At 67.4% G+C, this 25,698-nt stretch carries 23 protein-coding genes, 1 tRNA gene and 1 pseudogene; 15 read left to right on the top strand and 10 right to left on the bottom strand.

From position 1 onward, the window contains the following. Positions 1 to 258, bottom strand: a pseudogene (locus VSO01S_RS06145) (hypothetical protein); the annotation flags it as partial. Between the two features lie 73 nt (positions 259 to 331). Here VSO01S_RS06145 and VSO01S_RS06140 point away from each other — a divergent pair. Further along, positions 332 to 1,588 (top strand): lipoprotein-releasing ABC transporter permease subunit, encoded by a 1,257-nt coding sequence (locus VSO01S_RS06140; RefSeq protein ID WP_068640915.1) that lies wholly within the window; start codon positions 332 to 334, stop codon positions 1,586 to 1,588. A 174-nt stretch (positions 1,589 to 1,762) separates the two neighbouring features. Further along, positions 1,763 to 2,458, top strand: a complete 696-nt coding sequence (gene lolD, locus VSO01S_RS06135) for a lipoprotein-releasing ABC transporter ATP-binding protein LolD (RefSeq protein WP_068640914.1) — start codon at positions 1,763 to 1,765, stop codon at positions 2,456 to 2,458. A gap of 295 nt (positions 2,459 to 2,753) precedes the next feature. On the opposite strand, the gene VSO01S_RS06130 is transcribed toward lolD, so the two are convergent. The 4 genes from VSO01S_RS06130 to VSO01S_RS06115 form a co-directional block, all read right to left on the bottom strand. Next, positions 2,754 to 3,794 (bottom strand): VWA domain-containing protein, encoded by a 1,041-nt coding sequence (locus VSO01S_RS06130; protein ID WP_068640913.1) that lies wholly within the window; start codon positions 3,792 to 3,794, stop codon positions 2,754 to 2,756. Beyond that, positions 3,791 to 4,777 (bottom strand): DUF58 domain-containing protein, encoded by a 987-nt coding sequence (locus VSO01S_RS06125; RefSeq protein WP_068640912.1) that lies wholly within the window; start codon positions 4,775 to 4,777, stop codon positions 3,791 to 3,793. The genes VSO01S_RS06130 and VSO01S_RS06125 overlap by 4 nt, the downstream gene beginning before the upstream one ends. Positions 4,778 to 4,820: 43 nt before the next feature. Next, positions 4,821 to 5,786, bottom strand: coding sequence for an AAA family ATPase (locus tag VSO01S_RS06120; RefSeq protein WP_153305146.1), 966 nt, complete (start codon positions 5,784 to 5,786; stop codon positions 4,821 to 4,823). 109 nt (positions 5,787 to 5,895) lie between these two features. Then, the gene (locus VSO01S_RS06115) at positions 5,896 to 6,909 is read right to left on the bottom strand and encodes a S1C family serine protease (RefSeq protein ID WP_068640910.1); all 1,014 of its coding nucleotides are present in this window, start codon (positions 6,907 to 6,909) and stop codon (positions 5,896 to 5,898) included. Between the two features lie 117 nt (positions 6,910 to 7,026). Between VSO01S_RS06115 and VSO01S_RS06110 the strand changes: the two genes are divergently transcribed. Together VSO01S_RS06110 and VSO01S_RS27695 are read left to right on the top strand one after the other, a co-directional pair. After that, on the top strand, positions 7,027 to 7,878 hold the full coding sequence (locus tag VSO01S_RS06110; RefSeq protein ID WP_068640909.1) for a TatD family hydrolase: 852 nt from the start codon (positions 7,027 to 7,029) through the stop codon (positions 7,876 to 7,878). A gap of 143 nt (positions 7,879 to 8,021) precedes the next feature. Further along, complete coding sequence (locus VSO01S_RS27695; RefSeq protein WP_084241709.1) at positions 8,022 to 8,414, top strand: hypothetical protein; 393 nt, start codon at positions 8,022 to 8,024, stop codon at positions 8,412 to 8,414. A gap of 75 nt (positions 8,415 to 8,489) precedes the next feature. On the opposite strand, the gene VSO01S_RS06100 is transcribed toward VSO01S_RS27695, so the two are convergent. Next, positions 8,490 to 9,317 carry a mechanosensitive ion channel family protein gene (locus tag VSO01S_RS06100; RefSeq protein WP_068640921.1) on the bottom strand — a complete coding sequence of 276 codons (828 nt, stop codon included), beginning with the start codon at positions 9,315 to 9,317 and terminating at the stop codon, positions 8,490 to 8,492. A gap of 283 nt (positions 9,318 to 9,600) precedes the next feature. Between VSO01S_RS06100 and VSO01S_RS06095 the strand changes: the two genes are divergently transcribed. The 4 genes from VSO01S_RS06095 to VSO01S_RS06080 all read left to right on the top strand — a co-directional run bounded on the left by VSO01S_RS06095 (position 9,601) and on the right by VSO01S_RS06080 (position 14,291). After that, positions 9,601 to 10,347, top strand: a complete 747-nt coding sequence (locus VSO01S_RS06095) for a class I SAM-dependent methyltransferase (RefSeq protein WP_068640907.1) — start codon at positions 9,601 to 9,603, stop codon at positions 10,345 to 10,347. After that, positions 10,344 to 12,152 (top strand): type IV pilus assembly ATPase TfpB, encoded by a 1,809-nt coding sequence (gene tfpB, locus VSO01S_RS06090; RefSeq protein WP_068640906.1) that lies wholly within the window; start codon positions 10,344 to 10,346, stop codon positions 12,150 to 12,152. Before VSO01S_RS06095 ends, tfpB begins: the two co-directional genes overlap by 4 nt. A 134-nt stretch (positions 12,153 to 12,286) precedes the next feature. After that, positions 12,287 to 12,775 carry a tripartite tricarboxylate transporter TctB family protein gene (locus VSO01S_RS06085; protein ID WP_068640905.1) on the top strand — a complete coding sequence of 163 codons (489 nt, stop codon included), beginning with the start codon at positions 12,287 to 12,289 and terminating at the stop codon, positions 12,773 to 12,775. Between the two features lie 4 nt (positions 12,776 to 12,779). After that, positions 12,780 to 14,291 (top strand): tripartite tricarboxylate transporter permease, encoded by a 1,512-nt coding sequence (locus VSO01S_RS06080; RefSeq protein ID WP_068640904.1) that lies wholly within the window; start codon positions 12,780 to 12,782, stop codon positions 14,289 to 14,291. 63 nt (positions 14,292 to 14,354) lie between these two features. Here the strand turns inward: VSO01S_RS06080 and VSO01S_RS06075 are convergent, their stop codons facing one another. After that, complete coding sequence (locus tag VSO01S_RS06075) at positions 14,355 to 15,284, bottom strand: LysR family transcriptional regulator (protein ID WP_068640903.1); 930 nt, start codon at positions 15,282 to 15,284, stop codon at positions 14,355 to 14,357. A 93-nt stretch (positions 15,285 to 15,377) separates the two neighbouring features. Here VSO01S_RS06075 and VSO01S_RS06070 point away from each other — a divergent pair, with 93 nt between their 5' ends. From VSO01S_RS06070 to VSO01S_RS06055, 4 genes are all read left to right on the top strand, one after another. After that, on the top strand, positions 15,378 to 16,349 hold the full coding sequence (locus VSO01S_RS06070; protein ID WP_068640902.1) for a Bug family tripartite tricarboxylate transporter substrate binding protein: 972 nt from the start codon (positions 15,378 to 15,380) through the stop codon (positions 16,347 to 16,349). Between the two features lie 50 nt (positions 16,350 to 16,399). Continuing rightward, positions 16,400 to 18,013 (top strand): gamma-glutamyltransferase family protein, encoded by a 1,614-nt coding sequence (locus tag VSO01S_RS06065; protein WP_068640901.1) that lies wholly within the window; start codon positions 16,400 to 16,402, stop codon positions 18,011 to 18,013. Between the two features lie 6 nt (positions 18,014 to 18,019). Then, positions 18,020 to 18,991 carry a DMT family transporter gene (locus VSO01S_RS06060; RefSeq protein WP_084241708.1) on the top strand — a complete coding sequence of 324 codons (972 nt, stop codon included), beginning with the start codon at positions 18,020 to 18,022 and terminating at the stop codon, positions 18,989 to 18,991. A gap of 61 nt (positions 18,992 to 19,052) precedes the next feature. Then, positions 19,053 to 19,841 carry an SDR family oxidoreductase gene (locus tag VSO01S_RS06055; RefSeq protein ID WP_068640900.1) on the top strand — a complete coding sequence of 263 codons (789 nt, stop codon included), beginning with the start codon at positions 19,053 to 19,055 and terminating at the stop codon, positions 19,839 to 19,841. A 67-nt stretch (positions 19,842 to 19,908) separates the two neighbouring features. Here the strand turns inward: VSO01S_RS06055 and VSO01S_RS06050 are convergent, their stop codons facing one another. After that, a complete protein-coding gene (locus tag VSO01S_RS06050; RefSeq protein ID WP_068640899.1) occupies positions 19,909 to 21,414 on the bottom strand; it encodes an alpha/beta hydrolase family protein in 1,506 nt (501 codons plus the stop codon). 247 nt (positions 21,415 to 21,661) lie between these two features. On the opposite strand from VSO01S_RS06050, the gene VSO01S_RS06045 reads away from it, so the two are divergent. The 3 genes from VSO01S_RS06045 (at position 21,662) to VSO01S_RS06035 (ending at position 23,749) form a co-directional block, all read left to right on the top strand. Further along, entirely contained in the window at positions 21,662 to 22,651 is a 990-nt protein-coding gene (locus VSO01S_RS06045) for a quinone oxidoreductase family protein (protein ID WP_068640919.1), read from the top strand. Between the two features lie 34 nt (positions 22,652 to 22,685). Further along, positions 22,686 to 23,615 carry a LysR family transcriptional regulator gene (locus VSO01S_RS06040; protein ID WP_068640898.1) on the top strand — a complete coding sequence of 310 codons (930 nt, stop codon included), beginning with the start codon at positions 22,686 to 22,688 and terminating at the stop codon, positions 23,613 to 23,615. A gap of 58 nt (positions 23,616 to 23,673) precedes the next feature. Next, positions 23,674 to 23,749: transfer RNA gene (locus VSO01S_RS06035), tRNA-Gly, on the top strand. Between the two features lie 112 nt (positions 23,750 to 23,861). On the opposite strand, the gene VSO01S_RS06030 is transcribed toward VSO01S_RS06035, so the two are convergent. Beyond that, a complete protein-coding gene (locus VSO01S_RS06030; protein WP_068640897.1) occupies positions 23,862 to 24,872 on the bottom strand; it encodes a 2-dehydropantoate 2-reductase in 1,011 nt (336 codons plus the stop codon). Positions 24,873 to 24,897: 25 nt separating this feature from the next. Beyond that, complete coding sequence (locus tag VSO01S_RS06025) at positions 24,898 to 25,695, bottom strand: fumarylacetoacetate hydrolase family protein (RefSeq protein ID WP_068640918.1); 798 nt, start codon at positions 25,693 to 25,695, stop codon at positions 24,898 to 24,900. Positions 25,696 to 25,698 lie beyond the last annotated feature (3 nt).

The following is a 25,698-nucleotide window of genomic DNA, read 5'->3' as shown; positions in this document are numbered from 1 at the left end:
CCGGGCCGCCCAGGGAATCAGGCCGTCGGCCACGGGCAGGCCCAGCGCGGCGGCCAGGGCCCGCTCGTGCGGCGGCGACAGGGAAGATTCGTCGTCCTGCGCATCGTCGTGTGCGAGTTGCAGGCGCGCGAGCAGGCGCTCCAGATTCGGCAGCTTCAGCGAAGCCAGGGTGTCGCGGATGGCCGGCGCGCTGTGTCCGGCGTGGGCAATGACGAGATGGTGAGGGGGGGAAGAGCTGGCGGGCACCGATGCAGGCATGGGCCTATTGTCCGGGATGCCACAATTCCGCGATGACTCACCCCCACGGATGGCATGCCGTGTCTTCCTTGAAATGAAACTTCCCTACGAGCTGCAACTGGGCTGGCGCTACACCCGCGCCGGCCGGGCCACGCGGCGCAACGGCTTCATCAACTTCATCTCCGGCGTGTCGATGCTCGGCATTGCGCTGGGCGTGGCGGCGCTGATCATCGTGCTGTCGGTCATGAACGGCTTCCAGAAGGAAGTGCGCGACCGCATGCTCGGCGTGGTCTCGCATATCGAGATCTTTTCCCGCGACGGCCAGGCCCTGCAGGACATCGACGCCATCACCCAGGCCGCCCGCAAGAACCCGCAGGTGGTGGGCGCGGCGCCGTTCATTGCCGCGCAGGCACTGCTCGCGCGCGGCGAAGACATGAAGGGCGTGCTGGTGCGCGGCATCGAGCCCGCGCTGGAGCCGCAGGTGACCGACATCGCCACCACGGCCAACAAGGGCGCGCTCGACCGCCTGGTGCCGGGCGAATTCGGCATCGTGCTGGGCGGCGACCTGGCGCGCTCGCTCTATGTGCGCGAGGGCGACACCGTCACGCTCATCGCGCCGGGCGGGCAGGTGACGCCGGCCGGCGTGGTGCCGCGGCTCAAGCAGTTCAAGGTGGTGGGCACCTTCGATTCGGGCCACTACGAATACGACTCGGCGCTGGCCATGATCCACGAGCAGGACGCGGCCAAGGTGTTCCGCCTGGAAGGGCCCAGCGGCATCCGCCTCAAGCTCAAGGACCTGCACCAGGCCCGCCAGGTGGCCGACGAACTGGCGGTGACGCTGCCGGGCTCCTTCCTCATTCGCGACTGGACGCGACAGAACCGCACCTGGTTCGCGGCCGTGCAGGTCGAGAAGCGCATGATGTTCATCATCCTCACGCTGATCGTGGCGGTGGCGGCCTTCAACCTGGTCTCCACGCTGGTGATGACGGTGACCGACAAGCGCGCCGACATCGCCATCCTGCGCACGCTGGGCTCCAGCCCGCGCAGCATCATGGGCATCTTCGTGGTGCAGGGCGCGATGGTGGGCGTGATCGGCACGCTGGGCGGGCTGCTGCTGGGCCTGGGCATCGCCTACAACATCGACGTGATCGTGCCGGCGCTGGAAAAGCTCTTCCAGGCCAGCTTCCTGCCCAAGGACATCTACCTCATCAGCCGCATGCCCAGCGACCCGCAGCAATCGGACATCGTGCCCATCACCATCATCTCGCTCATCCTGGCCTTTGCCGCGACGCTCTATCCCAGCTGGCGCGCGAGCCGCGTCAACCCCGCGGAGGCGCTGCGCTATGAATAGATGGGCTCACCCCCAGGCTACCCTGCTTCGCAGGTCCGCCAACCCCCTTCGAGGGGGCGCACCCTGTGGCCTGGCAAAGCCGGTTCCACGGGGGCTCCCGAACGGCCTCCCTGCTTCGCGGGCATGCGTGTGCAAGGGGGTAACGTGAAAGTCGAACCACAAGTGCAAGTGCCAATGCAGGCGAAAGCGAAGGACAGCCAAGTCGTGCTGCGCGTGCGCGGCCTCACCAAGCGCTTTCACGAAGGCCGCATCGACCTCACGGTGCTGCACGGCGTGGACCTGGACGTGAACGCCGGCGAAACGCTGGCGATCGTCGGCGCCTCGGGCTCGGGCAAGAGCACGCTGCTGCACCTGATGGGCGGGCTGGATGCGCCCACGTCGGGCACGGTCGAGCTGCACGGCAAGGACATGGCCCATGTGGATGCCGCCGAGCAGGGGCGGCTGCGCAACCGGCACCTGGGCTTCGTCTACCAGTTCCATCACTTGCTGCCCGAGTTCAGCGCGCTGGACAACGTGGCCATGCCTCTGAAGATCCGGCGCGAGCCGCCGGCCGCCTCGCGCGATGCCGCCGCGCGCATGCTGGCCTCGGTGGGCCTGGCCGAGCGCCTGGCGCACCGGCCGGCAGAGCTGTCGGGCGGCGAGCGCCAGCGCGTGGCCATTGCCCGCGCGCTGGTGACCCAGCCTGATTGCGTGCTGGCCGACGAGCCCACCGGCAACCTGGACCGGGCCACGGCCGACAGCGTGTTCGCGCTGATGCTCAAGCTGGCGCACGAACGCGGCACCGCCTTTGTGGTGGTGACGCACGACGAGCAACTGGCGGCGCGCTGCGACCGGGTGTTGCGCCTGTCGGCCGGGCGGCTTGTCGACTGAGTTCGCTTGTGTTGTCGTTGGCGCGCCGCGTCGGCGGGCGGTGCGTGCCCGGGGCCTTCACGATGTCGGCCCCTTCGGGGCTGCCCTGCGGTGCTCGCGGGTGCGGCCTGCACTGTGAACTCGCTGCGCTGCTTCGCAGCTCCGCTCAGACACCCACAGTGAGCCAGATGTTGAAGCACGCAAGGTGCCCTTGCGTGCAGGCCGCACCCACTGCGCTCCTCGGCGACATCGAGGCGGCCCCCGGCGGGCGGCGCAGACCGGGCGGCCCCTCAAGGAGGACGCCCCGATCAAGGAACTACAAGATCCGGTTGAACCAAAGCAGCGACAGCCCGGCCGACAGCAGCATCAGGGCAGCCGCACCGAGTGCGAAGAGGGCAGAGATCTCCGTCTCCTTCTTCTCCACCGTCAGCCGCGAGCTGAGCGTTTCATAGACCTTCTTCAGGTCTTCCGCGGTACCCGCATAGAAGTACTCGGCCTGCGTCTTGTTGGCGATGGCCTTGAGCGTGTCCTCGTCCAGCCGCACGCGCATCGACCAGCCCTCGAAGCCGATGGTCTCGCCGTCCACCGTGCCCACGCCCACGGTGTAGACCCGCACGCCGCGGTCGGCCGCCATCTTGGCGGCGTCCAGCGGGTCGACGCCAGTGGTGCGCTGGCCGTCGGTCAGCATGATGATCGCCGCGGAGGTGTAGGAGCCCGGCGTCACCGGCACGAAATCCTTCTTGGTGTCCTTGCCAGCCTGCTCGATGGGCGTGCCGCGCTGCATGGACTTGGGCGCGAAGTCGTCGATGCCGATGCCCGCATCGGGGAACAGCGTGGACAGCGCCATCACGAGACCGTTGCCGGTGGCGGTGCCGCGCTGCAGCTGGAACGAGTCGATGGCGGTCACCAGGTCTTCGCGGTTCGTGGTGGGCAGCTGGGCCACCTGGGCGCTGCCGGCGAAGGCCACCACGCCCACCTTCACGGTGCGCGGCAATTCCTTGAGGAAGCTCTTGGCGGCGTTCTGCGCGGCGGCCAGCCGGTTGGGCTGCACGTCGGCCGCGCGCATGCTGCCCGAGACGTCCATGGCCAGGACGATGGTCTGCTGGTTGGACGGCAGCATCACCACCGCCAGCGGACGCGCCGCCGCAATCACCAGCGTCGCCATGGCCAGCAGGAACAGCAGGGGCGGGATATGGCGCCGCACGCTCTGCCCCACGCCCATGGCATCGCGCACGATGGACAGGCTCGCGTAGCGGATCGCCATCTTCTTCTTGCGCCGCAGCAGCCACAAGTAAAGAAGCACCAGCACCGGCAGCGCCAGCGCCAGCCAGAGGAACTGGGGCCAGAGGAAGTTCATGATCCCACCACCTTCGCTTGACGCCCGACGGCGCGGATGCGGCGCTTGCGCAGGTCGACGAAGCGCACGATCGCCTCCACCAGGTCGTCCTCGGTTGAAAGCTCCAGCGTGTCGACCCCGGCGCGGGCCAGGGCTTCGCGCAGCGCCACCTCGCGTTCATGGGCCAGTCGGATGAAGCGCTTGCGGAATCCCCGGTCGTGCGTGTCCACCCAGAGCTGCTCGCCGGTTTCCGCGTCGGTGAGCGGCACCAGGCCGAGGTCGGGCAACTGCCGCTCCAGCGGGTCGGACAGGCGCACCGCCAGCACCTCGTGGCGCTGCGTGAGGCGGCCCAGCGGCTTTTCCCAGCCGGGGGCGCTCAGGAAGTCGGACACCACGAAGATGGTCGAGCGGCGGCGGATCATGTTGCCCGCCGCATCGAGCAGCTCCGCCAGGCGGGTGGTGCCGCCGGGCTTGGCGCCGCGCGGTTCGGCGCGCCGCTCCATGGCATGCAGCAAGTGCAGCACGTGCGCGCGGCCGGTGCGCGGCGGAATCACCGCCTCCAGCTCGCTGCCATAGACCAGCGCGCCCACGCGGTTGCCGTGGCGGGTGAGCAGGCGCGCCACCACACCCACGAAGCCGGCAGAAATCTCGCGCTTGGCACGCGGGCCGGAGCCGAAGTCCACCGAGCGGCTCAGGTCGAGCACGAACCAGGCGGCCATCTCGCGGTCTTCGGTGAACACGCGCACATGCGGCACCTGCAGCCGCGCGGTGACGTTCCAGTCGATGTGGCGCACGTCGTCGTTGTGCTGGTATTCGCGCAGGTCCGCCAGGTCCAGCCCGGCGCCGCGCATCAGGGTGCGGTAGTCGCCCTGCAGCAGGCCGTCGAGCCGGCGGATGACGGTCCATTCCAGCCGCCGCAGCGCGCGCTCGGTTCCCGCTGCAGCCGCCTCGGCATGCAGAAGGGCATCGTTGGCAGCCCGTTGCTTGCGGTTCCAGAAGGCCATGTCAGTCTTCCTCGTGCGGGGGCTTGGACATCGTCATCATCATCTAGGCGACCAGCTTTTCATGTTCCATGACCCGGGCCGGCGCCTGCACGGCGCGCATGATCCGGTCGATCAGGCCGTCCGGCGTGAGTCCTTCGGACAGGCCCTCGTACGACAGCGTGACGCGATGCCGCAGCACGTCGGCGGCCAGGTCGGTCATGTCTTCGGGCAGCGCGTAGCTGCGCCCGCGCAGCAGCGCCAGGGCACGCGCGCCTTCGGTCAGGTTGATGCTGGCGCGCGGGCTGGCGCCGAAGGTGATGAAGCGGCGCATGTCTTTCAACCCGTGCCGCTCCGGCGTGCGCGTGGCCGACACCAGCTTCACAGCGTACTGGATGAGCGACGGGTCCACGTACACGCGCCGCGCCTGCGCCTGCAGCAGCGCCAGCTGCTCGGTGGTGGCGATCGGGCTGGCCTGCACCGGCGGCCCGATCACCCGCTCGACAATGACGAACTCTTCCTCGTCGCTGGGATAGTCCACCAGCACCTTCATCATGAAGCGGTCCACCTGCGCCTCGGGCAGCGGGTAGGTGCCTTCGGTCTCGATGGGGTTCTGCGTGGCCATGACCAGGAAGGGGCGCGGCACCTTGTGCGTTTCGCCGGCAATGGTCACCTGCCGCTCCTGCATCACCTCCAGCAGCGCGCTCTGCACCTTGGCCGGCGCGCGGTTGATTTCGTCGGCCAGCAGCAGGTTGGCGAACACCGGGCCCAGCGAGGTGCTGAAGTCGCCGGTCTTCTGGTTGTAGATGCGCGTGCCCACCAGGTCGGCCGGCACCAGGTCGGGCGTGAACTGGATGCGCTTGAAGCGGCCCTGCACCGTGTCGGCCAGGGTCTTCACCGTGAGCGTCTTGGCCAGGCCCGGCACGCCCTCCACCAGCAGGTGGCCTTCGGCCAGCATGGCCACCATCACCCGCTCCAGGAAGCGGTCCTGGCCTACCACCACGCGCTTGACCTCGTAGAGGATCTGCTCCATGAGTTCGCTGCTGCTGCTGGCGGCGGCAGCGGCGGCGGCCTGGTGGGCGGCGGTCTGGACGTCGGCGTTGGCTGAGCTCATGCGCTTGCTTCCTGGTTGGTGGAGGAGATCAGAACGGCGGCATGCCCGCGGCCGAGGCCGCGTTCTCGATCGGCACGGCAAAACCGATGCCGATGAAGGTGCGCTGCTGCGTGGGGTTGAGGATGGCGGTGACGATGCCCAGCACCTCGCCGTTCATGTTGACCATCGGTCCGCCCGAATTGCCGGGGTTGGCGGCGGCGTCGAACTGGATCAGGTTGTTCATTTCCTGCTGGCCTTCGGGCGAGCGGAACGAGCGCTTCAGGCCCGACACGACACCTGCCGACACCGACGGCCCGATGCCGAACGGAAAGCCCACCACCGCCACGTTGTCGCCGGGCATCAGGTCGGCGGTGGAGCGCATGGTGGCGGCCACCAGGTCGTCGGGAATCTTGTCGGCCTGCAGCACGGCCAGGTCGTTCTCGGGCTGCAGCCCGATGACCGAGGCGTTGGCCTCCAGGCCGTCGAAGAAGGTCACGCGGATCTTCTCGGCGCCGGCCACCACATGCAGGTTGGTGAGGATCACGCCCTTGTCGACGATCACCACCCCGGTGCCCACGCCGCGCTCGACTTCGCCGCTGGGCGCCTGCGGCGGGTCGGCCTGCGGCGGCTTGCCGCGCGCCATGTTGCGGCCGCGCTTTTCCACCTTGGCGGCGGGCGTGTTCTTTTCGCTGCCCAGCGCGATCACTTCCACCACGGAGGGGCGGATGATGTCGGCGGCGCGCGCCGCCGCCGAGGGCAGGGTGATCGTCTGCAGGCTGCGCGTGACGGCCGCGTCGATGTCCTTCTGCGTGAGCTGGTGGCCTGCCTGGCGGGGCAGGAAGTGATAGCCGCCGGCACCGAGTGCACCCACCACCAGCAGGGCGAGCAGCGCGTGGCGCCAGACATGGCGGCGCGGCCCGGCGGGCGGTGGCGAGGCCGGGGCGTCGGGCGCGCCGGCGTCTTCGGCCGGGCCGGTCGGGGCCTGCGGCTCGTCCACTTCGCCTGCCCCGGCCTGCTGCTGCGGCACGTTGGGCGAACGGCTGTACAAAGCAGGCCTGCGCATGGGCACCTCCGCCTTTTCACCACCAAGAGGACACGTGAGGCTTCACGGTAGCACGCTTTGCCGGCGCGTGCATCTGGCGCAAGGATGGGCACTCGCTCTAGGGCATCATCTGCCCTCATGCCTACGCGTTTTGTCGATACGCACTGTCATCTGGATGCGCCGGAATTCGACGCCGACCGCACCGCCATGCGCGAGCGCGCCGCCGCCAGCGGCGTCATGCTGTGCGTGCTGCCCGCCGTGGCCGCCTTCAACTTCGATACCGTGCGCGAGATGGCCCACGCCCAGAAGGATGCCTATGCGCTGGGCATCCACCCGCTGTGCGCCGGCAGGGCCACCGACGCCGACCTGGTGGCCCTGGATGCAGCCCTCACGGCGCACCAGGGCGACCCTCGCCTGGTCGCCGTCGGCGAAATCGGGCTGGACTATTTCGTGGAAGGGCTCGAGCCGGGCCGGCAGGAGCACATCTTCGAAGCGCAGCTTCGGCTAGCCCGCAAGCACGACCTGCCGGTGCTGCTGCATGTGCGCCGCTCGGTCGACCAGGTGCTCAAGGGCCTGCGCGTGGCGGGGGCTGGCCGGCCCTGGCACGGCATTGCCCACGCCTTCAACGGCAGCGACCAGCAGGCCCAGGCCTGCATCGACCTGGGGCTCAAGCTCGGCTTCGGGGGGGCGCTCACTTTCGAGCGGGCGCTGCGCCTGCGCCGGCTGGCGGCGAGCGTGCCGTTGTCGGCGATCGTGATGGAAACCGATTCGCCCGACATTCCTCCGCACTGGCTCTATGCCACCCAGGCCGAACGCAGCCAGGGGCAGGCCCAGGGGCGCAACGAGCCGGCCGAACTTCCCCGCATCGCGCAGGTGGTGGCGCAGTTGCGCGGGATGCCGGTCGAAGACCTGGCCAAGGCCAGCACCGACAACGCGATGGCGGCACTGCCCAGGCTGGCGCCGCTGGTATCCGCGTCGGAACCAGGATGACACGGGGCGTAGTCGAAATCCCCAAAATGCAACGCGGTGCTTGGCCCCGGGCAAATTGATGTCATCCTTGCGCCTGCGAATCTCATTCAAGAACAAGTGGCACATTTCGCAAATGCCACGCATACCTACAAGGAGTTAGCAGCATGAATCGTTCTCTCAGCAAACGTCTGTCCGTTGCCGTGGCGCTGTCGCTGACGGCGCTGGCCGGCCCGGCCCTGGCCCAGACGCAGGCCCCCGCCGCCGAGCCCAATGCGGCCGAAAAGGCCTGGGACGCGACGAAGAACACCAGCGAAAAGGCCTGGGATGCCACCAAGAGCGGCACCGAAAAGGGCTGGGACGCCACCAAGAAGGGAAGCGAAAAGGCCTGGGACGCGACCAAGAGCGGCACCAAGAAGGGCTGGGAAGCCACCAAGAAGGGCACCAAGAAGGCGACCACCGCCGCGGGCAATGCCGGCGACGCTGCCATTTCCGGTACGCGCAAGGCCGGCGAGTCCATCGCCGAGAAGCTGCCGCCGGATCCGGCCAAGAAGCCCTGAGTCCTGCAACGCGCACAAAGCAAAACCCGCCGAAAAAGGCGGGTTTGTTCTTTGGGGCCGGCGGCCCGGCGCGTGTCAGGCGGCGGCCGCCGGTGCCGCGGTGCGATAGCCGATGGGCGTCTCCGGCGTGGGGAAGCCCGCCGCGCCGAACACCTTGACCACGGCCCGGTGCGTGTCGAAATACACCTGCCAGTAGTGGTCGGTGTGGGTGTAGGGGCGCACCGCCAGCAGCGGGCCTTCGGGCGTGAACTGCAGGATCTCGACGTCCGGCGGCTGCTCGGTCGACACGTTGGGAATCTTCACCAGTTCGGCCTTCAGCAGTTCGATAGCCTTGTTCACGTCCACGCCGTTGGCCACCTTGGCCACGGTGTCGACCCGGCGAAAGCCCAGGGTGCTGAAGTTCTGGATGTTGTCGCCCAGCACCTTGTTGTTGCCCACCAGGACGACGGTGTTGTCGCCGGTGACGAGTACGGTGCCGAACAGGCCCAGTTCCTTCACCGTGCCGGTGACGCCGCCCAGGGTGACGAAATCGCCCACGCGGTAGGGCCGCATCACCTGCAGGAAGACGCCGGCCGCGAAGTGCGTGAGCAGGCCGCCCCATGCCGTGCCGATGGCCAGGCCGGCGCCGGCCAGGAGGGCGGCGAAGGAGGTGGTGCGCACGCCGAACATGTCCAGCAGCGCCAGGATCAGCACGATGTTGAGGATCACCCCCAGGATCGACACGAGGTAGTTGCTCAGCGTCGCATCCATGCGCTTTCCGCGCTCCAGGGCCGTGCTCACCAGCTTTTGCGCCAGGCTGATCAGCCAGCGGCCGATGATCCATGCCACCAGGGCGCCGATCACCTTGAGGCCGAAGCTCGCGCCTTGCGTGGTGATGAATGTCCAGATCGCTTCCGTGTTCAGCATCTTCTTGTTCCCCTTTTTTCAGTGCCGATACCGCATTGGGCATTGGCCAGCTTGAGACGAGCATGCCGGGACCATCGCAACGCAACCCTCCCCGACCTGCTTGCGAGACTCGTGCCGACACCACCGCACGGCGTGCGGCGGGGTGCCACGAGGCAGCGGTATTATGCAGACGCGCCTTGCTCCGCCAATCTTTTTTTCGCACTGCTCGATTCCCGAAGGCCCGCATGAAACGGGCCTTTGGTGCTATGAAAATCGTAGCTTCAACGCCTTCTTCCCGCTCATGAGCTCTTCCCTGCCCGAAGTCAACTTTTCCGATTGGGGTGATGTGCGCTACCTGCACCTGGGCACCGAATGGGTACAAGGCTCGATGAAGCTGGACGCGCCCTTTGAGATCGAGCTCGAATATGTGCAGCGCATGATGGCCTGGCTGCTGTTCGTGGAGCCCGCGAGCGTGATGAACCGCCATGCCATGCAGCTGGGCCTGGGGGCGGCCGCCCTCACCAAGTTCTGCCGCAAGCAGCTGCGCATGCGCACCACCGCCATTGAACTCAATCCCCAGGTGGTGGCGGCCTGCCGCGGCTGGTTCAAGCTGCCGCAGGACGACGCCAAGCTGCAGGTGGTCATTGCCGACGCGGCGGTGGAGATCCGCAAGGCCCAGTGGCACGAGAGCGTGGACGCGTTGCAGGTCGACCTGTACGACCATGAGGCCGCTGCGCCCGTTCTTGATACGGAAGACTTCTATCGCGACTGCCGCGCCTTGCTCACCGAGAGCGGCTGCATGACGGTGAACCTGTTCGGCCGCTCCTCCAGCTACGAGCGCAGCCTGGAAAAGATCGTCGCGGCCTTCGGCGAGAAGGCCGTGTGGGCCTTCCGCCCGACGCGCGAAGGCAACACGGTGGTGCTGGCCCAGCGCGAGCCCGCCCGTCCGAGCCGCGCCGTGCTTGCCGAGCGTGCGCAAACCATACAGACTCGCTGGGGCCTGCCCGCGCCCAAATGGCTGCGGGTGTTCAAGGCCCACTGTCTATGAGCGCATCGCCCCTTTCCGCTTCGACCATCTCCACCACCCACGGCGCGCCTGCCAGCCACCAGGGGCCGCTCGAACTGAAGCTGGTCATCGAATGGCTGGCGCGCGACGGCGTCATCTCGCCCACCGAGGCGCAGCGCACCATCGCCCGCTGCGCGCGGGCCGAGAGCCGGCAGACCCCCCTGGTGCGCCTGGCGGCGGTGGCCATGACGCGCGAGAGCGACGGCAAGCCGCTGGACCTCGAAATGCTCACGCAGTGGCTGGCCAACCGCGCGGGCCTGCCCTATCTGCGCATCGATCCGCTCAAGGTCGACGTGGGCAAGGTGGCCGACACCATGAGCGCGGCTTATGCCGAGCGCCACAAGGTGCTGCCCGTGCAGGTCACGCCCACCGAAGTGGTGGTGGCCACCTGCGAGCCCTTCATCACCGACTGGGTGGGCGAGGTGGAGCGCCAGGCACGGCGCAGCGTGCGCCGCGTGGTGGCCAGCCCGACCGAGATCCAGCGCTACACGGCCGAATTCTTTGCCTTGGCCAAGTCGGTGCGCGCGGCGCAGAAGGCCGGCGGCGCATCGAGCGCGGCCAGCTTCGAGCAGTTGGTGGAGCTGGGCAAGAGCAACAAGCAGCTGGACGCCAACGACCAGAGCGTGGTGCAGGTGGTCGACTGGCTGTGGCAATACGCCTTCGACCAGCGTGCATCGGACATCCACCTGGAGCCGCGCCGCGAGCAGGGCGTGATCCGCTTTCGCATCGACGGCGTGCTGCACCCGGCCTACCAGATGCCCATGGGCGTGATGAACGCCATGGTGGCGCGCATCAAGCTGCTGGGCCGCATGGACGTGGTCGAGAAGCGCCGACCGCTGGACGGCCGCATCAAGACCCGCAACCTGCGCGGCGACGAAGTGGAAATGCGCCTGTCCACGCTGCCCACGGCCTTCGGCGAGAAGATGGTCATGCGCATCTTCGACCCCGACACCACGGTGAAGAACCTCGACGAGCTGGGCTTTGCGCAGCACGACGCCAAGCGCTGGGAGCAGCTGGTGACGCGGCCGCACGGCATCGTCCTGGTGACCGGCCCCACCGGCTCGGGCAAGACCACCACGCTGTATTCCACGCTCAAGCGCGTGGCCACCGAAGAGGTGAACGTGAGCACCATCGAAGACCCGATCGAGATGATCGAGTCGTCCTTCAACCAGACGCAGGTGCAGCCGCAGCTCGACCTGAACTTCACCGAGGGCCTGCGTGCGCTCATGCGGCAGGACCCGGACATCATCATGGTCGGCGAGATCCGCGACCTGGCCACCGCCGAGATGGCGGTGCAGGCCGCGCTCACCGGCCACCTGGTGTTCAGCACGCTGCACACCAACGATGCACCCAGCGCCATCACGCGGCTGATGGAGCTGGGCGTGCCCAACTACCTGATCAACGCCACCATGCTGGGCGTGCTTGCGCAGCGCCTGGTGCGCACCTTGTGCCCGCACTGCAAGCAACCCGACGAATCGGTCACGCGCGAGCGGCTCGACGAGTTCGTGAAGCCCTGGCAGATCTCCGGCTCGGTTCGAGCCTACCGCCCGGTAGGATGCGTGGACTGCCGCATGACGGGCTACCGCGGCCGCATGGGCCTGTACGAGCTGCTCACCGTGAGCGAGGAGTTCAAGGTGCAGGTGGGCAAGGAGCCCAACATCACCGCGCTGCGCCGCCAGGGCATTGCCGACGGCATGCGGCCGCTGCGACTGGCGGGGGCGCTTCGCGTGGCGGAAGGCCTCACCACCATCGAGGAAGTGCTGAGCGCGACACCGCCTCTGGAATAGCCGCCGCGCGCCTGTAGCGCACCACTGTGACGCAGGGATTACCCTAGCTCTTCGCTAGGTGGAATCCACATCGAGAAGCGCGTGGTGAGCCCGCAGAATCCCCGGGTTCGAATTCCGAATCGAGGAGACTGTTCGTGAAAATCAAGAGTCAGAAGGACTTCTTCGCGGGCGTCATGTTCACTGTGGTCGGGGTTGCCTTCGCATGGGGCGCAACCACCTACAACGTGGGCACCGGCGCGCGCATGGGTCCGGGCTACTTCCCGCTCATGCTGGGCATCGTGATGGCCGTCATCGGCCTCGTCATCATGTTCACCGGCCTGACGGTCGAAACCGCCACCGGCGATCCGATTGGCAAGTGGGCCTGGAAGCAGGTGTTCTTCATCCTGGGCGCCAACCTGGCTTTCGGCGTGCTGCTCGGCGGCCTGCCGAGCTTCGGCATTCCGGCCATGGGCCTGATCATCGCCATCTACGCACTCGTGCTCATTGCAGCGCAGGCGGGCAGCAAGCATGCACTGCCATCCGTGCTGGCGCTGGCTACCGTGCTTGCGGTGGGCAGCTACATCGCTTTCATCTGGGCGCTGAAACTGCAGATCCAGGTCTGGCCCACCTTCATCACCGGCTAAGAACATGGAACTGATCAACAACCTTTCGGTGGGCTTTGGCGTTGCCTTTACCGCCACCAACCTGCTGTACTGCCTCGTCGGCTGTATCCTGGGCACGCTAATCGGCGTGCTCCCCGGCATCGGGCCGGTGGCCACCATCGCCATGCTGCTGCCGGCAACGTACGCGCTGCCGCCCGTGTCGGCGCTCATCATGCTGGCCGGTATCTACTACGGCGCACAGTACGGCGGCTCCACCACCGCCATTCTTGTCAACTTGCCGGGCGAGTCCTCATCGGTGGTGACCGTGATCGATGGGCACCAGATGGCCAAGCGCGGACGCGCGGGCCCCGCGCTGGCGGCTGCCGGCCTGGGTTCGTTCTTCGCCGGCTGCGTCGGCACGCTGATCCTGGCCGGCTTCGCGCCGCCGCTGACCGAACTGGCCTTCAAGTTCGGTCCGGCCGAGTACTTCTCGCTGATGATCCTGGGCCTGATCGGCGCCGTCGTGCTGGCGTCGGGTTCGCTGCTCAAGGCCGTGGCCATGATCGTGCTGGGCCTGTTGCTCGGCCTGGTGGGAACCGACGTGAACTCCGGCGTGGCGCGCTTCTCGTTCGACGTGCCTGAGCTCACTGACGGCATCGGCTTCGTGGCCATCGCCATGGGCGTGTTCGGCTATGGAGAAATCATTGCCAACCTGGCGCAGCCCGAGGAAGACCGCGAAGTGTTCACCGCCAAGGTGACGGGCCTGTTCCCCACCAAGGAAGACTTCAAGAACATGGTGCCCGCGGTGCTGCGCGGCACGGCACTGGGTTCGTCGCTGGGCATCCTGCCCGGTGGCGGCGCGCTGCTGGCGGCCTTCGCGGCCTACACCATCGAGAAGAAGACCAAGCTCAAGGCCGGCGAAGTGCCTTTCGGCAAGGGCAACATCCGCGGCGTGGCTGCGCCTGAGTCGGCCAACAACGCCGGCGCGCAGACCTCCTTCATCCCGCTGCTCACACTGGGCATTCCGCCCAATGCCGTGATGGCGCTGATGGTGGGTGCCATGACCATCCACAACATCCAGCCGGGCCCGCAGGTGATGACCAGCAACCCCGAGCTGTTCTGGGGCCTGATCGCCTCGATGTGGCTGGGCAATGCGATGCTGGTCATTCTGAACCTGCCGCTCATCGGCATGTGGATCAAGCTGCTGTCGGTGCCTTACCGCTTCCTGTTCCCCTCGATCGTGCTGTTCTGCGCCATTGGCGTGTACTCCACGAACAACAACACCTGGGACATCTGGATGGTGGGTGCCTTCGGCTTCGTCGGCTATCTCTTCTACAAGCTCGGCTGCGAACCCGCACCGCTGCTGCTGGGCTTCATCCTGGGCCCGATGATGGAAGAGAACCTGCGGCGTGCGCTGCTGCTCTCGCGCGGCGACTGGAGCGTGTTCGTCACCCGCCCCATCTCGATGGGCCTGCTGGCGGCCGCCGTGCTGCTGCTGGTGATCGTGCTGCTGCCTGCGGTGAAATCCAAACGGGAAGAGGCCTTCGTCGAAGAGTGATCGGCGAGGCAAGTCCTTCCAGGAAAAACGGCGCCCTCGGGCGCCGTTTTTTTTCGCCGCGCTTCAGCTCCGGCCTGCACGCGGCGGCTTGAGGTGCTGGCGGGCGATGTCGAGAAAGGCCATGGCCGCCGGACTGAGCGGGTGCTTGGCCAGCCGCAGCGCCATCACCGGGTATTCGAGCGTGGGCCGTGTCACGGAAACGGCGCGCAGATTGGGCGGCATCAGCACGTCAACGTAGCGGGGCAGCAGCGACACCCCGGCACCGGCCTGGATCAACCCGAAGGCTGTGGAGAGCATCGACACGTGGTGCAGCACCTGCGGCTCCAGGTTCGCGATGCCGGCCAGCTGACGGCCCACCGAGCGCCAGATGTTGGCGTCGGGGTTCACGTGGATGAAGGGCAGGGCCTCGAGCAGGCGCGCCTCGACGGCGCTGCGCGAGGCCAGGGGATGGTCTTCGCGCACGAACAGCGCCATGCGTTCGGTGAACAGGGGCTCGGTGGCGAGCTCGGAGTGCGAGGGGCCGATGTCCGAGCCGAAGCCCAGGTCGGCTTCCTTCGAGACCACGCGCGAAATCATCTGTTCGGCCGTGCTGTCCAGCAGGGAGGTTGCCAGCCGCGGATGCGCCTTGGCGAAGCGGCCGAGCAAAGGCGGCATCAGCGCGCCGGCGGTGAGGTGCCCCACGGCCACCACCACGCGGCCCTCGCGCAGCTGCGCCTGCGAGCGGCAGGCGTTGACCGACTCGTCCACCAGCCGCAGCGCGCGCACGGCGGTATCCACCATCATCTGGCCGGCATCGGTGAGCTGCAGGCGCCGCCCGCGCACCACCAGCGGCTGGCCGAGTTCGTCTTCCATGCGCTTGATGAGGTGGCTGATGGCGGGCTGGGTGAGCTGCAGGCTTTCGGCCGCCAGGGTGAAGCTTCCAGTTTCAAACACCGCTGCCAGCGCGCGAAGCTGCTGCAGCGAGATCTCATCGGTGGCGGTTCCTCTTGGCATAAATCAGGCTAATACTGGAATAACCTGGATTATCTGGCTTGATGGGGGATGGCTGCTTAGCATCGAAGGTTTGCCAACCACGCTCCACACACCATGCAACGCCACCTGTTTCTGAAGGCCCTTGCCGCGGCGGCGATGTGCCTTGCCGCTTCCGGCGCCGCCCTGGCGCAGGGCTATCCGGCCAAGCCGATCCGGCTGATCGTTCCCTTCCCGGCGGGTGGCGCCACCGATCTGTTTGCCCGCACGCTCAGCCAGAAGATGGGCGAGAAGCTGGGCGCCACCCTGGTGGTGGACAACAAGCCGGGCGCCGGCGGCGCCATCGGCTCCGACCTGGCCGCCAAGTCCGCGCCCGACGGCTACACGCTCCTGCTGGGCACCACCAGCACGCATGCCATCGGCCCGGTGATCAGCAAGGTGCCCTACGACACGGCGCGCGACTTCACGCCGATCGCGCACGTGGGCGATGCGCCCAGCATCATGCTGGTGCCCAACAGCTCGCCGGCCAAGACGGTGCGCGAGTGGGTCGAGTACGCCAGGAAGAACCCCGGCAAGCTCAACTACGCCTCCAGCGGCAACGGCACCATCGTGCAGCTCACGGCGGAGCTGTTCAAGTCGCAGGCGGGCGTGTTCGTTACCCACATTCCGTACAAGGGCACGGCGCTGGCCATGCCCGACCTGATGAGCGGCAAGGTCGACGTGCTGTTCGACTCGCTGCCCACCGGCATGCCCTTCGTGCGCGACGGGCGGCTGCGTGCGCTGGGCGTCACTTCTCTCAAGCGCAGCCCGCTGGCACCCGACCTGCCCGCGGTGGCGGAGACGCTGCCGGGCTTCGAATCCAACACCTGGTTCGGCTTGTACGGCCCCAAGGGCCTGCCGGCGGACGTGGTGGCGCATGTGAACAAGGCGGCCAACGAAGCGCTGGCCGATGCGCAGCTGCGCGAAAAGCTGTCCAGCCTGGGCATCGAGCCCACGCAGAGCACGCCGGAACAACTGGCCAAGCTGGCGGCGCAAGACACGGCCAAATGGAAGCAGATCATCATCGAGCGCAAGATCGTCAACGAATGACTGCCGTGCGCTCGTTCGGGCGCGCATCTTGAGACAACTGGACTTCTGAAATGAACTTCGACTTCAACAACCCCTACCTCAGCACCCGTCTCCCGGTGTTCGCCCGCAACGTGGTGTCCACCTCGCATCCGCTGGCCGCGCAGGCGGGCCTGCGCATCCTGCAGCAGGGCGGCAATGCGGTGGACGCCGCCGTGGCCACGGCGGCCGTCATGACGCTGGTGGAGCCGGTCAGCAACGGGCTGGGCAGCGACGCCTTCTGCATCCTGTGGGACGGCAAGAAGCTGCACGGCCTGAATGCCTCGGGCTGCTCGCCGCAGGCATGGACGCCGGACTACTTCAGGAAGAAGTACGGCGCCGATGCCGCGACCCCGCCGCAGCGCGGCATCGACTCCGTCACCGTGCCGGGCGCCGTGGGTTCCTGGATGGCGCTGTCGGAGCGCTTCGGCAAGCTGCCCTTTGCCGACCTGATGGCGCCGGCCATCGAGGTGGCCGAGCGCGGCTACCTGATGCCGGTGGTGGTGCAGGAAAAATGGGCCGCCGCCACGCCGCTGCTGCAGTCGCAGCCCGGCTTTGCGCAGAGCTTCCTGCCCTGGGGCCGTGCGCCCAAGGTGGGCGAGCTGTTCAAGTTCCCGTCGGCGGCGCGCGCGCTCAAGGCCATTGCGCTGACCCGCGGCGAGGCCTTCTACCGCGGCGAGATCGCCCAGGCGCTGGAGAAGTTCTCGGCCGAGCACGGCGGCAGCCTCAAGGCCAGCGACATGGCCGCCTGGAAGCCGGAGTGGGTAGAGCCCATTGCGCGCAACTACCGCGGCCACACGCTGCACGAGATCCCGCCCAACGGCCAGGGCATCGCGGCGCTGATCGCGCTGGGCATTCTCGACAAATTCGACGTCGGCTCGCTGCCGGTGGACTCGGTGGCCTCGCAGCACCTGCAGATCGAGGCCATGAAGCTGGCCTTTGCCGATGTGTACCGCTACGTGGCCGACCCATCGTCGATGGAGGTGACCCCCGCGCAAATGCTCGATGACGCGTACCTGGCTTCGCGTGCCAAACTCATCGACGTGAACAAGGCGCAGGACTTCAAGGCAGGCAATCCGGTCAAGGGCGGCACCATCTACCTCACGGCCGCCGACGAGAGCGGCATGATGGTCAGCTTCATCCAGAGCAACTACATGGGCTTCGGCTCGGGTTGCGTGGAGCCGACGTTCGGCATCAGCCTGCAGAACCGCGGCCACGGCTTCAGCCTCAAGGATGGCAGCCCCAACCAGGTGGCGCCGGGCAAGCGGCCTTTCCACACCATCATCCCCGCCTTCCTCACCAAGGACGGCCAGCCGGTGATGAGCTTCGGCGTGATGGGCGGCAACATGCAGCCGCAGGGCCACATGCAGACCCTGGTTCGCATGCTCGACTACGGCCAGAACCCGCAGGCCGCCTGCGATGCGCCGCGCTGGCGCTTCAACGCCGGGCTCGAGATCAACGTCGAGGCCGCCATGAAGGGCGACACGGTGGCCGGCCTGAAGGCGCTGGGCCACCAGGTCGAGGTCATCAACGATTCGTACCAGGACTTCGGTGCCGGCCAGTTCATCTGGCGTGCGGGCGATCCGTCGGTGGAGGGCTATGTGGCCGCCAGCGATGCGCGCCGCGACGGCCAGGCCGCAGGCTATTGAACCTCCATGTCAGAACAAGCTGCCCGACCCATCACCACTACCGCCACGACCGCATCTGTCCCGCCGTCCTCGCACGGCTCTCAAGGGCAGCAGCAGGGGCTGGGCACGGGTCTTGTTCTGGCGACGCTGGGGGCCATCGCCTTCAGCGGCAAGGCCATCATCGTCAAGCTGGCCTACCGCTACCAGGTCGATGCGGTAACGCTGATCATGCTGCGCATGCTGTTCGCGCTGCCGCTGTTCGCGGTCATGGCCTGGTGGGCGGGGCGCGGCAAGCCGCCGCTCACGCGGCGCGACTGGCTGGGCGTGCTGGGCCTGGGCGTGTCGGGCTACTACCTGGCGAGCTTCCTCGACTTTGCGGGGCTGGCCTACATCACGGCGAGCCTGGAGCGGCTCATCCTGTATCTCAACCCCACGCTGGTGCTGTTCTTCGGCTGGGTCGCCTATCGCCGCCGCATCACGCGCGGCCAGTTGCTGGGCATGGCGATCAGCTATGCCGGCGTGCTGCTGGTGTTCGGCCATGAGGCCGCCATTGGCGCGAGCTGGCAAGCCGCCTGGGGCGCGCTGCTGGTGTTCCTCAGCGCGGTGAGCTACGCCATCTACCTGGTGGCCAGCGGTGAATTCGTCAAGCGGCTGGGCTCGCTGCGCCTGGTGGGCCTGGCCACGAGCGTGGCCTGCCTGCTGTGCATTGCGCAGTTCCTGCTGCTGCGCCCGCTGGACGTGGCGCTCAACGTGGCGCCGCAGGTGATCTGGCTGTCGGTGCTCAATGCCACCCTGTGCACCGCCGTGCCCGTGCTGATGGTGATGATGGCCATCGAGCGCATCGGCCCTGCCATGGCGGCGCAAACCGGGATGGTCGGCCCCATGTCCACCATTCTCATGGGCGTGGTCATTCTGGGCGAGCCGTTCACCGCATGGATCGCAGCGGGTACGCTCCTGGTCATCGCCGGAATATTCGTCTTCACGCGCGCAGGCCGCTGAAGCGCGGCTTGTTCCGGCGCTTCAGAATTCGCTTTCTTTCTTCTTCTTCGGAGCTTTCCACATGGATCTGGGCATTGCAGGCCGCACCGCACTGGTGTGCGGTGCGAGCAAGGGGTTGGGCTATGGCTGCGCGCTGGCGCTGGTGCGCGAGGGCGTCAACGTGCTGATCGTCGCGCGCGGCCAGGAGGCGCTGGACAGCGCTGCCGCGCAGCTGCGCACGGCGGCCACCGGCGGTGCCACGGTGCGCGCGCTGGCCACCGACATCACCACCGAAGCCGGCCGTGCCCAGGTGTTCGCGCTGCAGCGCGACTTCGACATCGTGGTCACCAACGCGGGCGGCCCGCCGCCCGGCGACTTCCGCGACTGGGACCGCGAGGCCTGGATCAAGGCAGTGGACGCCAACATGCTCACGCCCATCGAGCTGATCAAGGCCACGGTGGACGGCATGGCCCAGCGCGGCTTCGGGCGCATCGTCAACATCACCTCCAGCTCGGTGAAGTCGCCCATCGACATCCTGGGCCTGTCCAACGGTGCGCGCAGCGGCCTCACCGGCTTTGTCGCGGGCGTGGCGCGCAGCAGTATTGCGGCCAAGGGCGTCACCATCAACAACCTGCTGCCCGGCAAGTTCGACACCGACCGCCTGGGCGGCACCATCAGCGCCGCGGCCAAGAAGAGCGGCAAGTCGGTCGACGAGGTGCGGCGCGTGCAGCAGGCGCAGATTCCGGCGGGCCGCTACGGAACGGCCGAGGAATTCGGCGCCATCTGCGCCTTCCTGTGCAGCGTGCAGGCGGGTTACCTGACGGGCCAGAACATCCTGCCGGACGGCGGGGCGTACCCTGGGACGTACTGATTCGATTCCAGTCTTCAAGGAAAAAGGGCCGGTCCTGGAACCGGCCCTTTCGTTTTCCGCGGGTGCGTTACGGGGCAGGGCACGCCTTGACCGAGGCCAGCAGGGCGCGCACGCCCTTGATCTGGTCGGTATCGTCCGGGCTGGCGGGAGCCACCTCGGAGAAGGTGCAGCCGTAGCCGTCGGCGGCCACTGTCGCGGGCGTCAGCACGTCGTCGCCGGCGGGCTTCACGTTGTTCTCCGCCCAGTTGATCATGTCGTCGAAGGCCCGGACCTGCTCGGCGATGGTGAAGTCGCAGTGCGTGATGCCGCGGATGGCCCGCTGCACCAGCATGCCGTCGCTGCCCTTGGCTTGCGCGCGCTTGCGGTAGATCTGCTCCATGCCGAAGGGCACGAACAGGTCGCCCAGGGTGTGCAGCGTCACCACCGGTACGCTGAACTCGCCGTTGACCTGCGGAATCCAGCGCAGGCCATCGGTGCGCAGGCGGTTGGCGTCCGGCGCGGCCGTGAGCTTCTGCACGATGGCATTGAGCTGCGCCGAAGAGGGCGCATCGCCGGTGTTGTAGACGATGCTGCTGGTGTCCAGCACGTTCTTGTTGAGGATGCCGTCCACCGTGCCGTCGCCGCCGAAGGCCAGTTGCATGGGCGCCAGGAAGGACTGCCCCTTGCCGAATCCGACGTCGAACAAGGGCCGCGGGCCGCCGGTGAGGTTCATGATCACGCCGGCATAGGCCAGGCCGAGCTGGCCGACAGGTGTGATCGAGCCATCCTGGCCGACCGTCATCAGCTGCGGAACGACATTCGCCTGGATGTTCTTCCACTCCGTCATGGCGGAGCCGGCATAGCCCGTCAGCGCCTGAGCGGCAAGTTGCGCGCCCGCGAAGTAGTCGAACAGCTGGGTGTCGCCCATCACACCGCACATGGGCACGGCGCCCGCATAGCTCACCTTGTGGTTGGCGGTGGCCAGCGTCTCCTTTTCCACCGCTGCGCCGGCGATGTGGCCGCCCATCGAGTGACCGATGATGAAGGTCTTGGTCGGCGCGGCCAGCGTGCGGCCGTTCTTCTTGGCGATATCGCCGAAGGCCAGCGCCAGGGCATTGGTGTCCTCGACGCCGGCGCGCACGTCGTAGTAGTTCTTGCTGTAGCTCGAAGCCGCCCAGGCATAGCCCTTCTGGATCAGGTGCCGGCGGATGGAAGGATCGGAAATGCCCAGCGTGCTGCCCTGGCCGGCGTAGCCGTGTGCGTACATCACCAGCTTGCCGTTCCAGTTCTGCGGCACTTCCACGTGATAGGCCGCGCCGTCGAGCATGCCGGCCCAGCGGCTGGTGGTGCTCATGTCCACCGTGTCGGACGGGGCGGAAGCCATAGCGTCGAAGGTGGTGGCCTGGGCGTCCTGGGGCGACGGCGCAAAGCTGCGGTCGTCTTGTGCGCGCTTTTCTTCAGGGGCCGGGGCGGGCGCCGGGGCTGGCGCAGGTGCCGGCGCGGGAGCGGGAGCAGGCGGCGGGGAACTACCTCCTCCGCACGCGGCGAGCGAGAGCAGGGCAGCGGCCATCCAGGCGTGGCGGGTCATTTGCATCAGTTGAGTCTCCGGGCGTTGTTGTGTTCTTGAAGAAAGCGCAAAGGCAGATCGGGAGCTCCTGCGAGCGCCGCATCCGCGGGGCCGAGCGTAGAGGTCGCAGGCCGCGGCCCCGGGCTGGGCTTTCCCGGATCCGGTATCGCCTATGTGACATCGCAGGTTCCGGCTGCTTGTGGCCCGCCGCCTGCGCGTGCTCGGCCTTCGTGGCAACATCCGGCGGTTTGCAAGCACTTTCCGAGGATCGATGATGAAGAGCAGAGCCATCCGCATCGACCGCAATGGCGGTCCTGAAGAACTGAAGCTGGTCGAGGTCGAGGTGGGCGAGCCCGGCCCGGGCGAGATCCGCATCCGCCACCATGCGGTGGGGCTGAACTTCATCGACACTTACCAGCGCAGCGGGCTCTACCCCTTTGCCATGCCCCTGCAACTGGGCATGGAAGCCGCCGGCGTGGTCGAGGCGGTGGGCGAGGGCGTGACGCACCTGAAGGCGGGCGATCGCGCTGCTTATGCCAGCCAGCCGCCCGGTGCCTACTGCGATCTGCGCGTGATGCCGGCCAGGAACGTGTGCAAGCTGCCTGATGCCATCTCCTTCGAGACGGGCGCGGCCATGATGCTCAAGGGCCTCACGGCGCAGTACCTGCTGAAGAAAACGCTGCCGGCCGAGGGCCTGCAGCCGGGCGACCACATCCTGTTCCACGCGGCCGCGGGCGGCGTGGGCCTCATCGCCTGCCAGTGGGCCAAGGCGCTGGGCCTGAAGCTGATCGGCACGGCCGGCACCGATGCCAAGTGCCAGCTGGCGCTGGACCATGGCGCGGCCCACTGCATCAACTACACCAAGGACAACTTTGCGCAGCGCGTGAAGGAGATCACCGGCGGCAAGGGCGTGAAGGTGGCCTACGACTCGGTGGGCAAGGACACCTGGGAAGGCTCGCTAGACTGCCTGCGCCCCTTCGGCCTGCTGGCGGTGTTTGGCAACGGCTCGGGGCCGGTGCCGCCGGTGAACATGGGGCTGCTGGCGTCCAAGGGGTCGCTGTACATGACGCGGCCCACGCTGTTCACCCACATGGCCACGCGCGAAAGCACGCAGGCCATGGCCGACGACCTGTTCGCGGTGGTGCAAAACGGCGCGGTGAAGATCCCGATCGACCAGCGCTACGCCCTGGCCGACGTGCAGCAGGCGCACCGTGACCTGGAGGCGCGCAAGACCACAGGCTGCACCATCCTGACTCTGCAATGAGACCGCGCTGCCCGCGCAGGGGGGTGGGCCCCCGGTGAAGAACGCCACCCTGCGCCAGCTGAAGGTGTTCGAGGCGGTGGCGCGCCACCTGAGCTTCTCGCGGGCGGCCGAAGAGTTGCACCTCACGCAGCCGGCCGTTTCCACGCAGGTGAGCAAGCTCGAGGAGCATGCGGGCAACGCGCTGTTCGAGCAGTTCGGCAAGAAGGTCTACCTGACGGCCGCGGGTGCGGAGCTCCTCACCATCAGCCGCAGCATCATCGGGCAGTTCGAAGCGGCCGAAGCCGCGATGACGCAGTTTCGGGGCGTGACGGGCGGGCGCCTGAACGTGGGCGTGATCAGCGCGGGCGACTACTTCCTGCCGCGCCTGCTGGTCGAGTTCGCCGGCCGCAACAAGGGCGTGACGCTCAACTTCACGGTGCACAACCGGGCCGAGCTTCTCGCGTGCATCAGCGAAAACCAGACCGACCTGGCGGTGATGGTGCGTCCGCCCACCGACATGGACACCGTGGCGCAGGCCTTCGCACCCCACCCGTATGTGATCGTGGCCGCGCCGCAGCACCCGCTGGTGGGGCGCAAGAAGATTCCGATGGCGCGCATCATGAAGGAGCCCTTCGTGCTGCGTGAAAAAGGCTCCGACACGCAGCATGCGCTGGAAGACGCTTTCGGCGAGCACTTGCCGCAGCTGCGCATGGCCATGGAGATCCGCAGCACCGAGACCATCAAGCAGGCGGTGATCGCCGGCATGGGCCTGGGCTTTTTGTCGGCACACACGCTCAGCCTGGAACTGCGCACGGGCACGCTGGCGGTGCTGGATGTGCAGGGCTTTCCGCTCATGCGCAACTGGTACGTGGTGCACCGGCGCACCAAGCGGCTGCCGCCGGTGGCGCAGGCCTTCAAGGACTTCCTGCTGTCCGATGGCGAAGCGTTGATCCAGAAGATCGTGCCGCTCGGGCCGGTGCGCTGACAAATTCGAAGGGCTCCGTCCGGAGAGCCCTTTTTTTTGTCATATAATCGATGTCTTCGCGGGAATAGCTCAGTTGGTAGAGCGCAACCTTGCCAAGGTTGAGGTCGCGAGTTCGAGTCTCGTTTCCCGCTCCAAGTTCTTCTTTCATTGCAAGCAAGAAGCAAAAAAGCCACCTTCGGGTGGCTTTTTTGTTTTCTGCCCTTCAGGGGCGCGCGGCCCCAGGTTCGAGGGGGCGTTTCGGGGGCTTCAGCCCGCAGACTGCATGCGCACACCGGCGCCGGCTTCTTCCATGCCGCGTGCCAGCAGCTTCACGAGTGCATACACCGTGTCGATGTGCGGCGTGGGCGTTTCGGTCAGCCGTGCCAGCTCGGCCACCGAACCCACCAGCGCATCGATCTCGGGGGCGCGGCCGGCTTCGACGTCCTGAAGCATCGATGTCTTGTGCTTGCCCACCTTCTCGGCGCCGGCAATGCGTTTTTCCAGCGGCACGCGGAACTCGATGCCCAGCTTGTTGGCGGCCGTCTGCGCCTCGCGCATCATGTTGGCGGCCAGTTCGCGCGACAGCGGGTACTGGCAGATGTCCACCAGCGTGGCATGCGACAGCGCGCTGATCGGGTTGAAGGTCAGGTTGCCCCACAGCTTGAGCCAGATCTCGGCGCGGATGTTGTCCAGCACCGGCGACTTGAAGCCGGCGCGGGTCAGCGCATCGGCCACGCGCTGGACGCGCTCGGTCGTGCTGCCGTCGAGTTCGCCCAGCGGGAAGCGCTCGCCCTCGATGTGCTGCACCACGCCCGGCGCCACCAGTTCGGACGCGGGGTAGACCACGCAGCCGAGGATGCGCGAGGCCGGGATGCCCGCCGCCACGGCGCCGTCGGGGTCGACGCTGCGCACCGTGTGGCCTTCCAGCGTGCCGCCATGCTTCTGGAAGTACCAGAAGGGAATGCCGTTCTGCATGGTGACCACCACCGTATCGGGGCCGAAGAGCCGGGGCAGGTCCTTGAGCACCGCCTCCAGCTGGTGGGCCTTCATGGCCAGGATCACCACGTCCTGCGGACCCGCTTCTTCATAGCGGTCGGTGGCCTTGACCTGCCGCGCGACTTCTTCCTGGCCTTCGGCGCTGATCAGCTTGAAGCCGTTGGCGCGTATGGTTTCCAGGTTCTTGCCGCGGACGATGAAAGTGACGTCCTCGCCAGCCAGGGCGAGCTTTGCGCCCACCAGGCCGCCGATGGCGCCGGCGCCGATCACTGCAATCTTCATGAGAGTCTTCCCGGGAGTTTTGAAATCAGGTCGGTGCGCTGCCGTACGGGTTGGACAGGCGGCCGATGCCGGCAATGTCCACCTCCACATGACTGCCCGGCTTCATCGAGCCCACGCCGATGGATGTGCCGCACAGGATCACGTCGCCGGGGTAGAGCGTCATGTCCATGGAGATGAGGCTCACCAGCTGCGCCACCGAAAATCGCATGTCGCTCACGGGATAGTTCTGGCGGACCTGGCCGTCCAGCAGCGTCGTGACCGTGAGCGTGGCCGGATCGAGGCCGGTGGCGACCACCGGGCCCATCGGGCAGAAAGTGTCGAAGCCCTTGGCCCTCACCCACTGGGCGAAGGATGCGTCGCGGTTGAGGATGTCGGCCACCGTGACGTCGTTGGCGCAGGTGTAGCCGAACACATGGTCCAGCGCGTCCGCTTCGCTCACCGCGGTGGCGGTCTTGCCGATGACGATGCCCAGTTCGCCCTCGAACACCACCTTGCCGCCGCTGATCGGCGGGCGGATGGCGAGGCCGGGCGCGAGGTAGGAGTTGGGTGTCTTCACCAGATACAGCGGCTCGGCCGGCACCGCCAGCTGCAGCTTCTCGCCCAGCGCCTTGAAGTTGTTCCACAGCGCGATCACCTTGGTCGGCTGCGTGGGCGTGAGCAGTTCGATCTCGGCCACCGTGAAGATGGACCCGGTGGGCGAGCATTCGCCGAACATGTCGCCGTGCCACTCGTGCACCGTGTTGCCGTGCAGAACGCCGAAGCCGGTCTTGCCCGCGTGGCGAAAGCGCAGCCAGCGGCGCTGCGGCGCGGGAGGCGCGTCCACCGG

It is taken from the genome of Variovorax soli NBRC 106424, from assembly GCF_001591385.1.
Classification (GTDB): Bacteria; Pseudomonadota; Gammaproteobacteria; order Burkholderiales; family Burkholderiaceae_C; genus Variovorax; species Variovorax soli.
Note: the sequence above shows the minus strand (reverse complement) of the source record. Positions and strands in the feature narration are given on the sequence as shown.

What these genes read in the sequence shown, in the direction of transcription:
- VSO01S_RS27695 (WP_084241709.1), top strand. Translation starts at nt 8,022, where the DNA reads ATGAATCGTTCTCTCAGCAAACGTCTGTCCGTTGCCGTGGCGCTGTCG.
- VSO01S_RS06080 (WP_068640904.1), top strand. Translation starts at nt 12,780, where the DNA reads ATGGAACTGATCAACAACCTTTCGGTGGGCTTTGGCGTTGCCTTTACC.
- VSO01S_RS06060 (WP_084241708.1), top strand. Translation starts at nt 18,020, where the DNA reads ATGTCAGAACAAGCTGCCCGACCCATCACCACTACCGCCACGACCGCA.
- VSO01S_RS06115 (WP_068640910.1), bottom strand. Translation starts at nt 6,909, where the DNA reads ATGCGCAGGCCTGCTTTGTACAGCCGTTCGCCCAACGTGCCGCAGCAG.
- VSO01S_RS06120 (WP_153305146.1), bottom strand. Translation starts at nt 5,786, where the DNA reads ATGGAGCAGATCCTCTACGAGGTCAAGCGCGTGGTGGTAGGCCAGGAC.
- VSO01S_RS06045 (WP_068640919.1), top strand. Translation starts at nt 21,662, where the DNA reads ATGAAGAGCAGAGCCATCCGCATCGACCGCAATGGCGGTCCTGAAGAA.
- tfpB (WP_068640906.1), top strand. Translation starts at nt 10,344, where the DNA reads ATGAGCGCATCGCCCCTTTCCGCTTCGACCATCTCCACCACCCACGGC.
- VSO01S_RS06125 (WP_068640912.1), bottom strand. Translation starts at nt 4,777, where the DNA reads ATGGCCTTCTGGAACCGCAAGCAACGGGCTGCCAACGATGCCCTTCTG.
- VSO01S_RS06070 (WP_068640902.1), top strand. Translation starts at nt 15,378, where the DNA reads ATGCAACGCCACCTGTTTCTGAAGGCCCTTGCCGCGGCGGCGATGTGC.
- VSO01S_RS06055 (WP_068640900.1), top strand. Translation starts at nt 19,053, where the DNA reads ATGGATCTGGGCATTGCAGGCCGCACCGCACTGGTGTGCGGTGCGAGC.
- VSO01S_RS06110 (WP_068640909.1), top strand. Translation starts at nt 7,027, where the DNA reads ATGCCTACGCGTTTTGTCGATACGCACTGTCATCTGGATGCGCCGGAA.
- VSO01S_RS06095 (WP_068640907.1), top strand. Translation starts at nt 9,601, where the DNA reads ATGAGCTCTTCCCTGCCCGAAGTCAACTTTTCCGATTGGGGTGATGTG.
- VSO01S_RS06065 (WP_068640901.1), top strand. Translation starts at nt 16,400, where the DNA reads ATGAACTTCGACTTCAACAACCCCTACCTCAGCACCCGTCTCCCGGTG.
- VSO01S_RS06050 (WP_068640899.1), bottom strand. Translation starts at nt 21,414, where the DNA reads ATGCAAATGACCCGCCACGCCTGGATGGCCGCTGCCCTGCTCTCGCTC.
- VSO01S_RS06075 (WP_068640903.1), bottom strand. Translation starts at nt 15,284, where the DNA reads ATGCCAAGAGGAACCGCCACCGATGAGATCTCGCTGCAGCAGCTTCGC.
- lolD (WP_068640914.1), top strand. Translation starts at nt 1,763, where the DNA reads ATGCAGGCGAAAGCGAAGGACAGCCAAGTCGTGCTGCGCGTGCGCGGC.
- VSO01S_RS06030 (WP_068640897.1), bottom strand. Translation starts at nt 24,872, where the DNA reads ATGAAGATTGCAGTGATCGGCGCCGGCGCCATCGGCGGCCTGGTGGGC.
- VSO01S_RS06130 (WP_068640913.1), bottom strand. Translation starts at nt 3,794, where the DNA reads ATGAACTTCCTCTGGCCCCAGTTCCTCTGGCTGGCGCTGGCGCTGCCG.
- VSO01S_RS06140 (WP_068640915.1), top strand. Translation starts at nt 332, where the DNA reads ATGAAACTTCCCTACGAGCTGCAACTGGGCTGGCGCTACACCCGCGCC.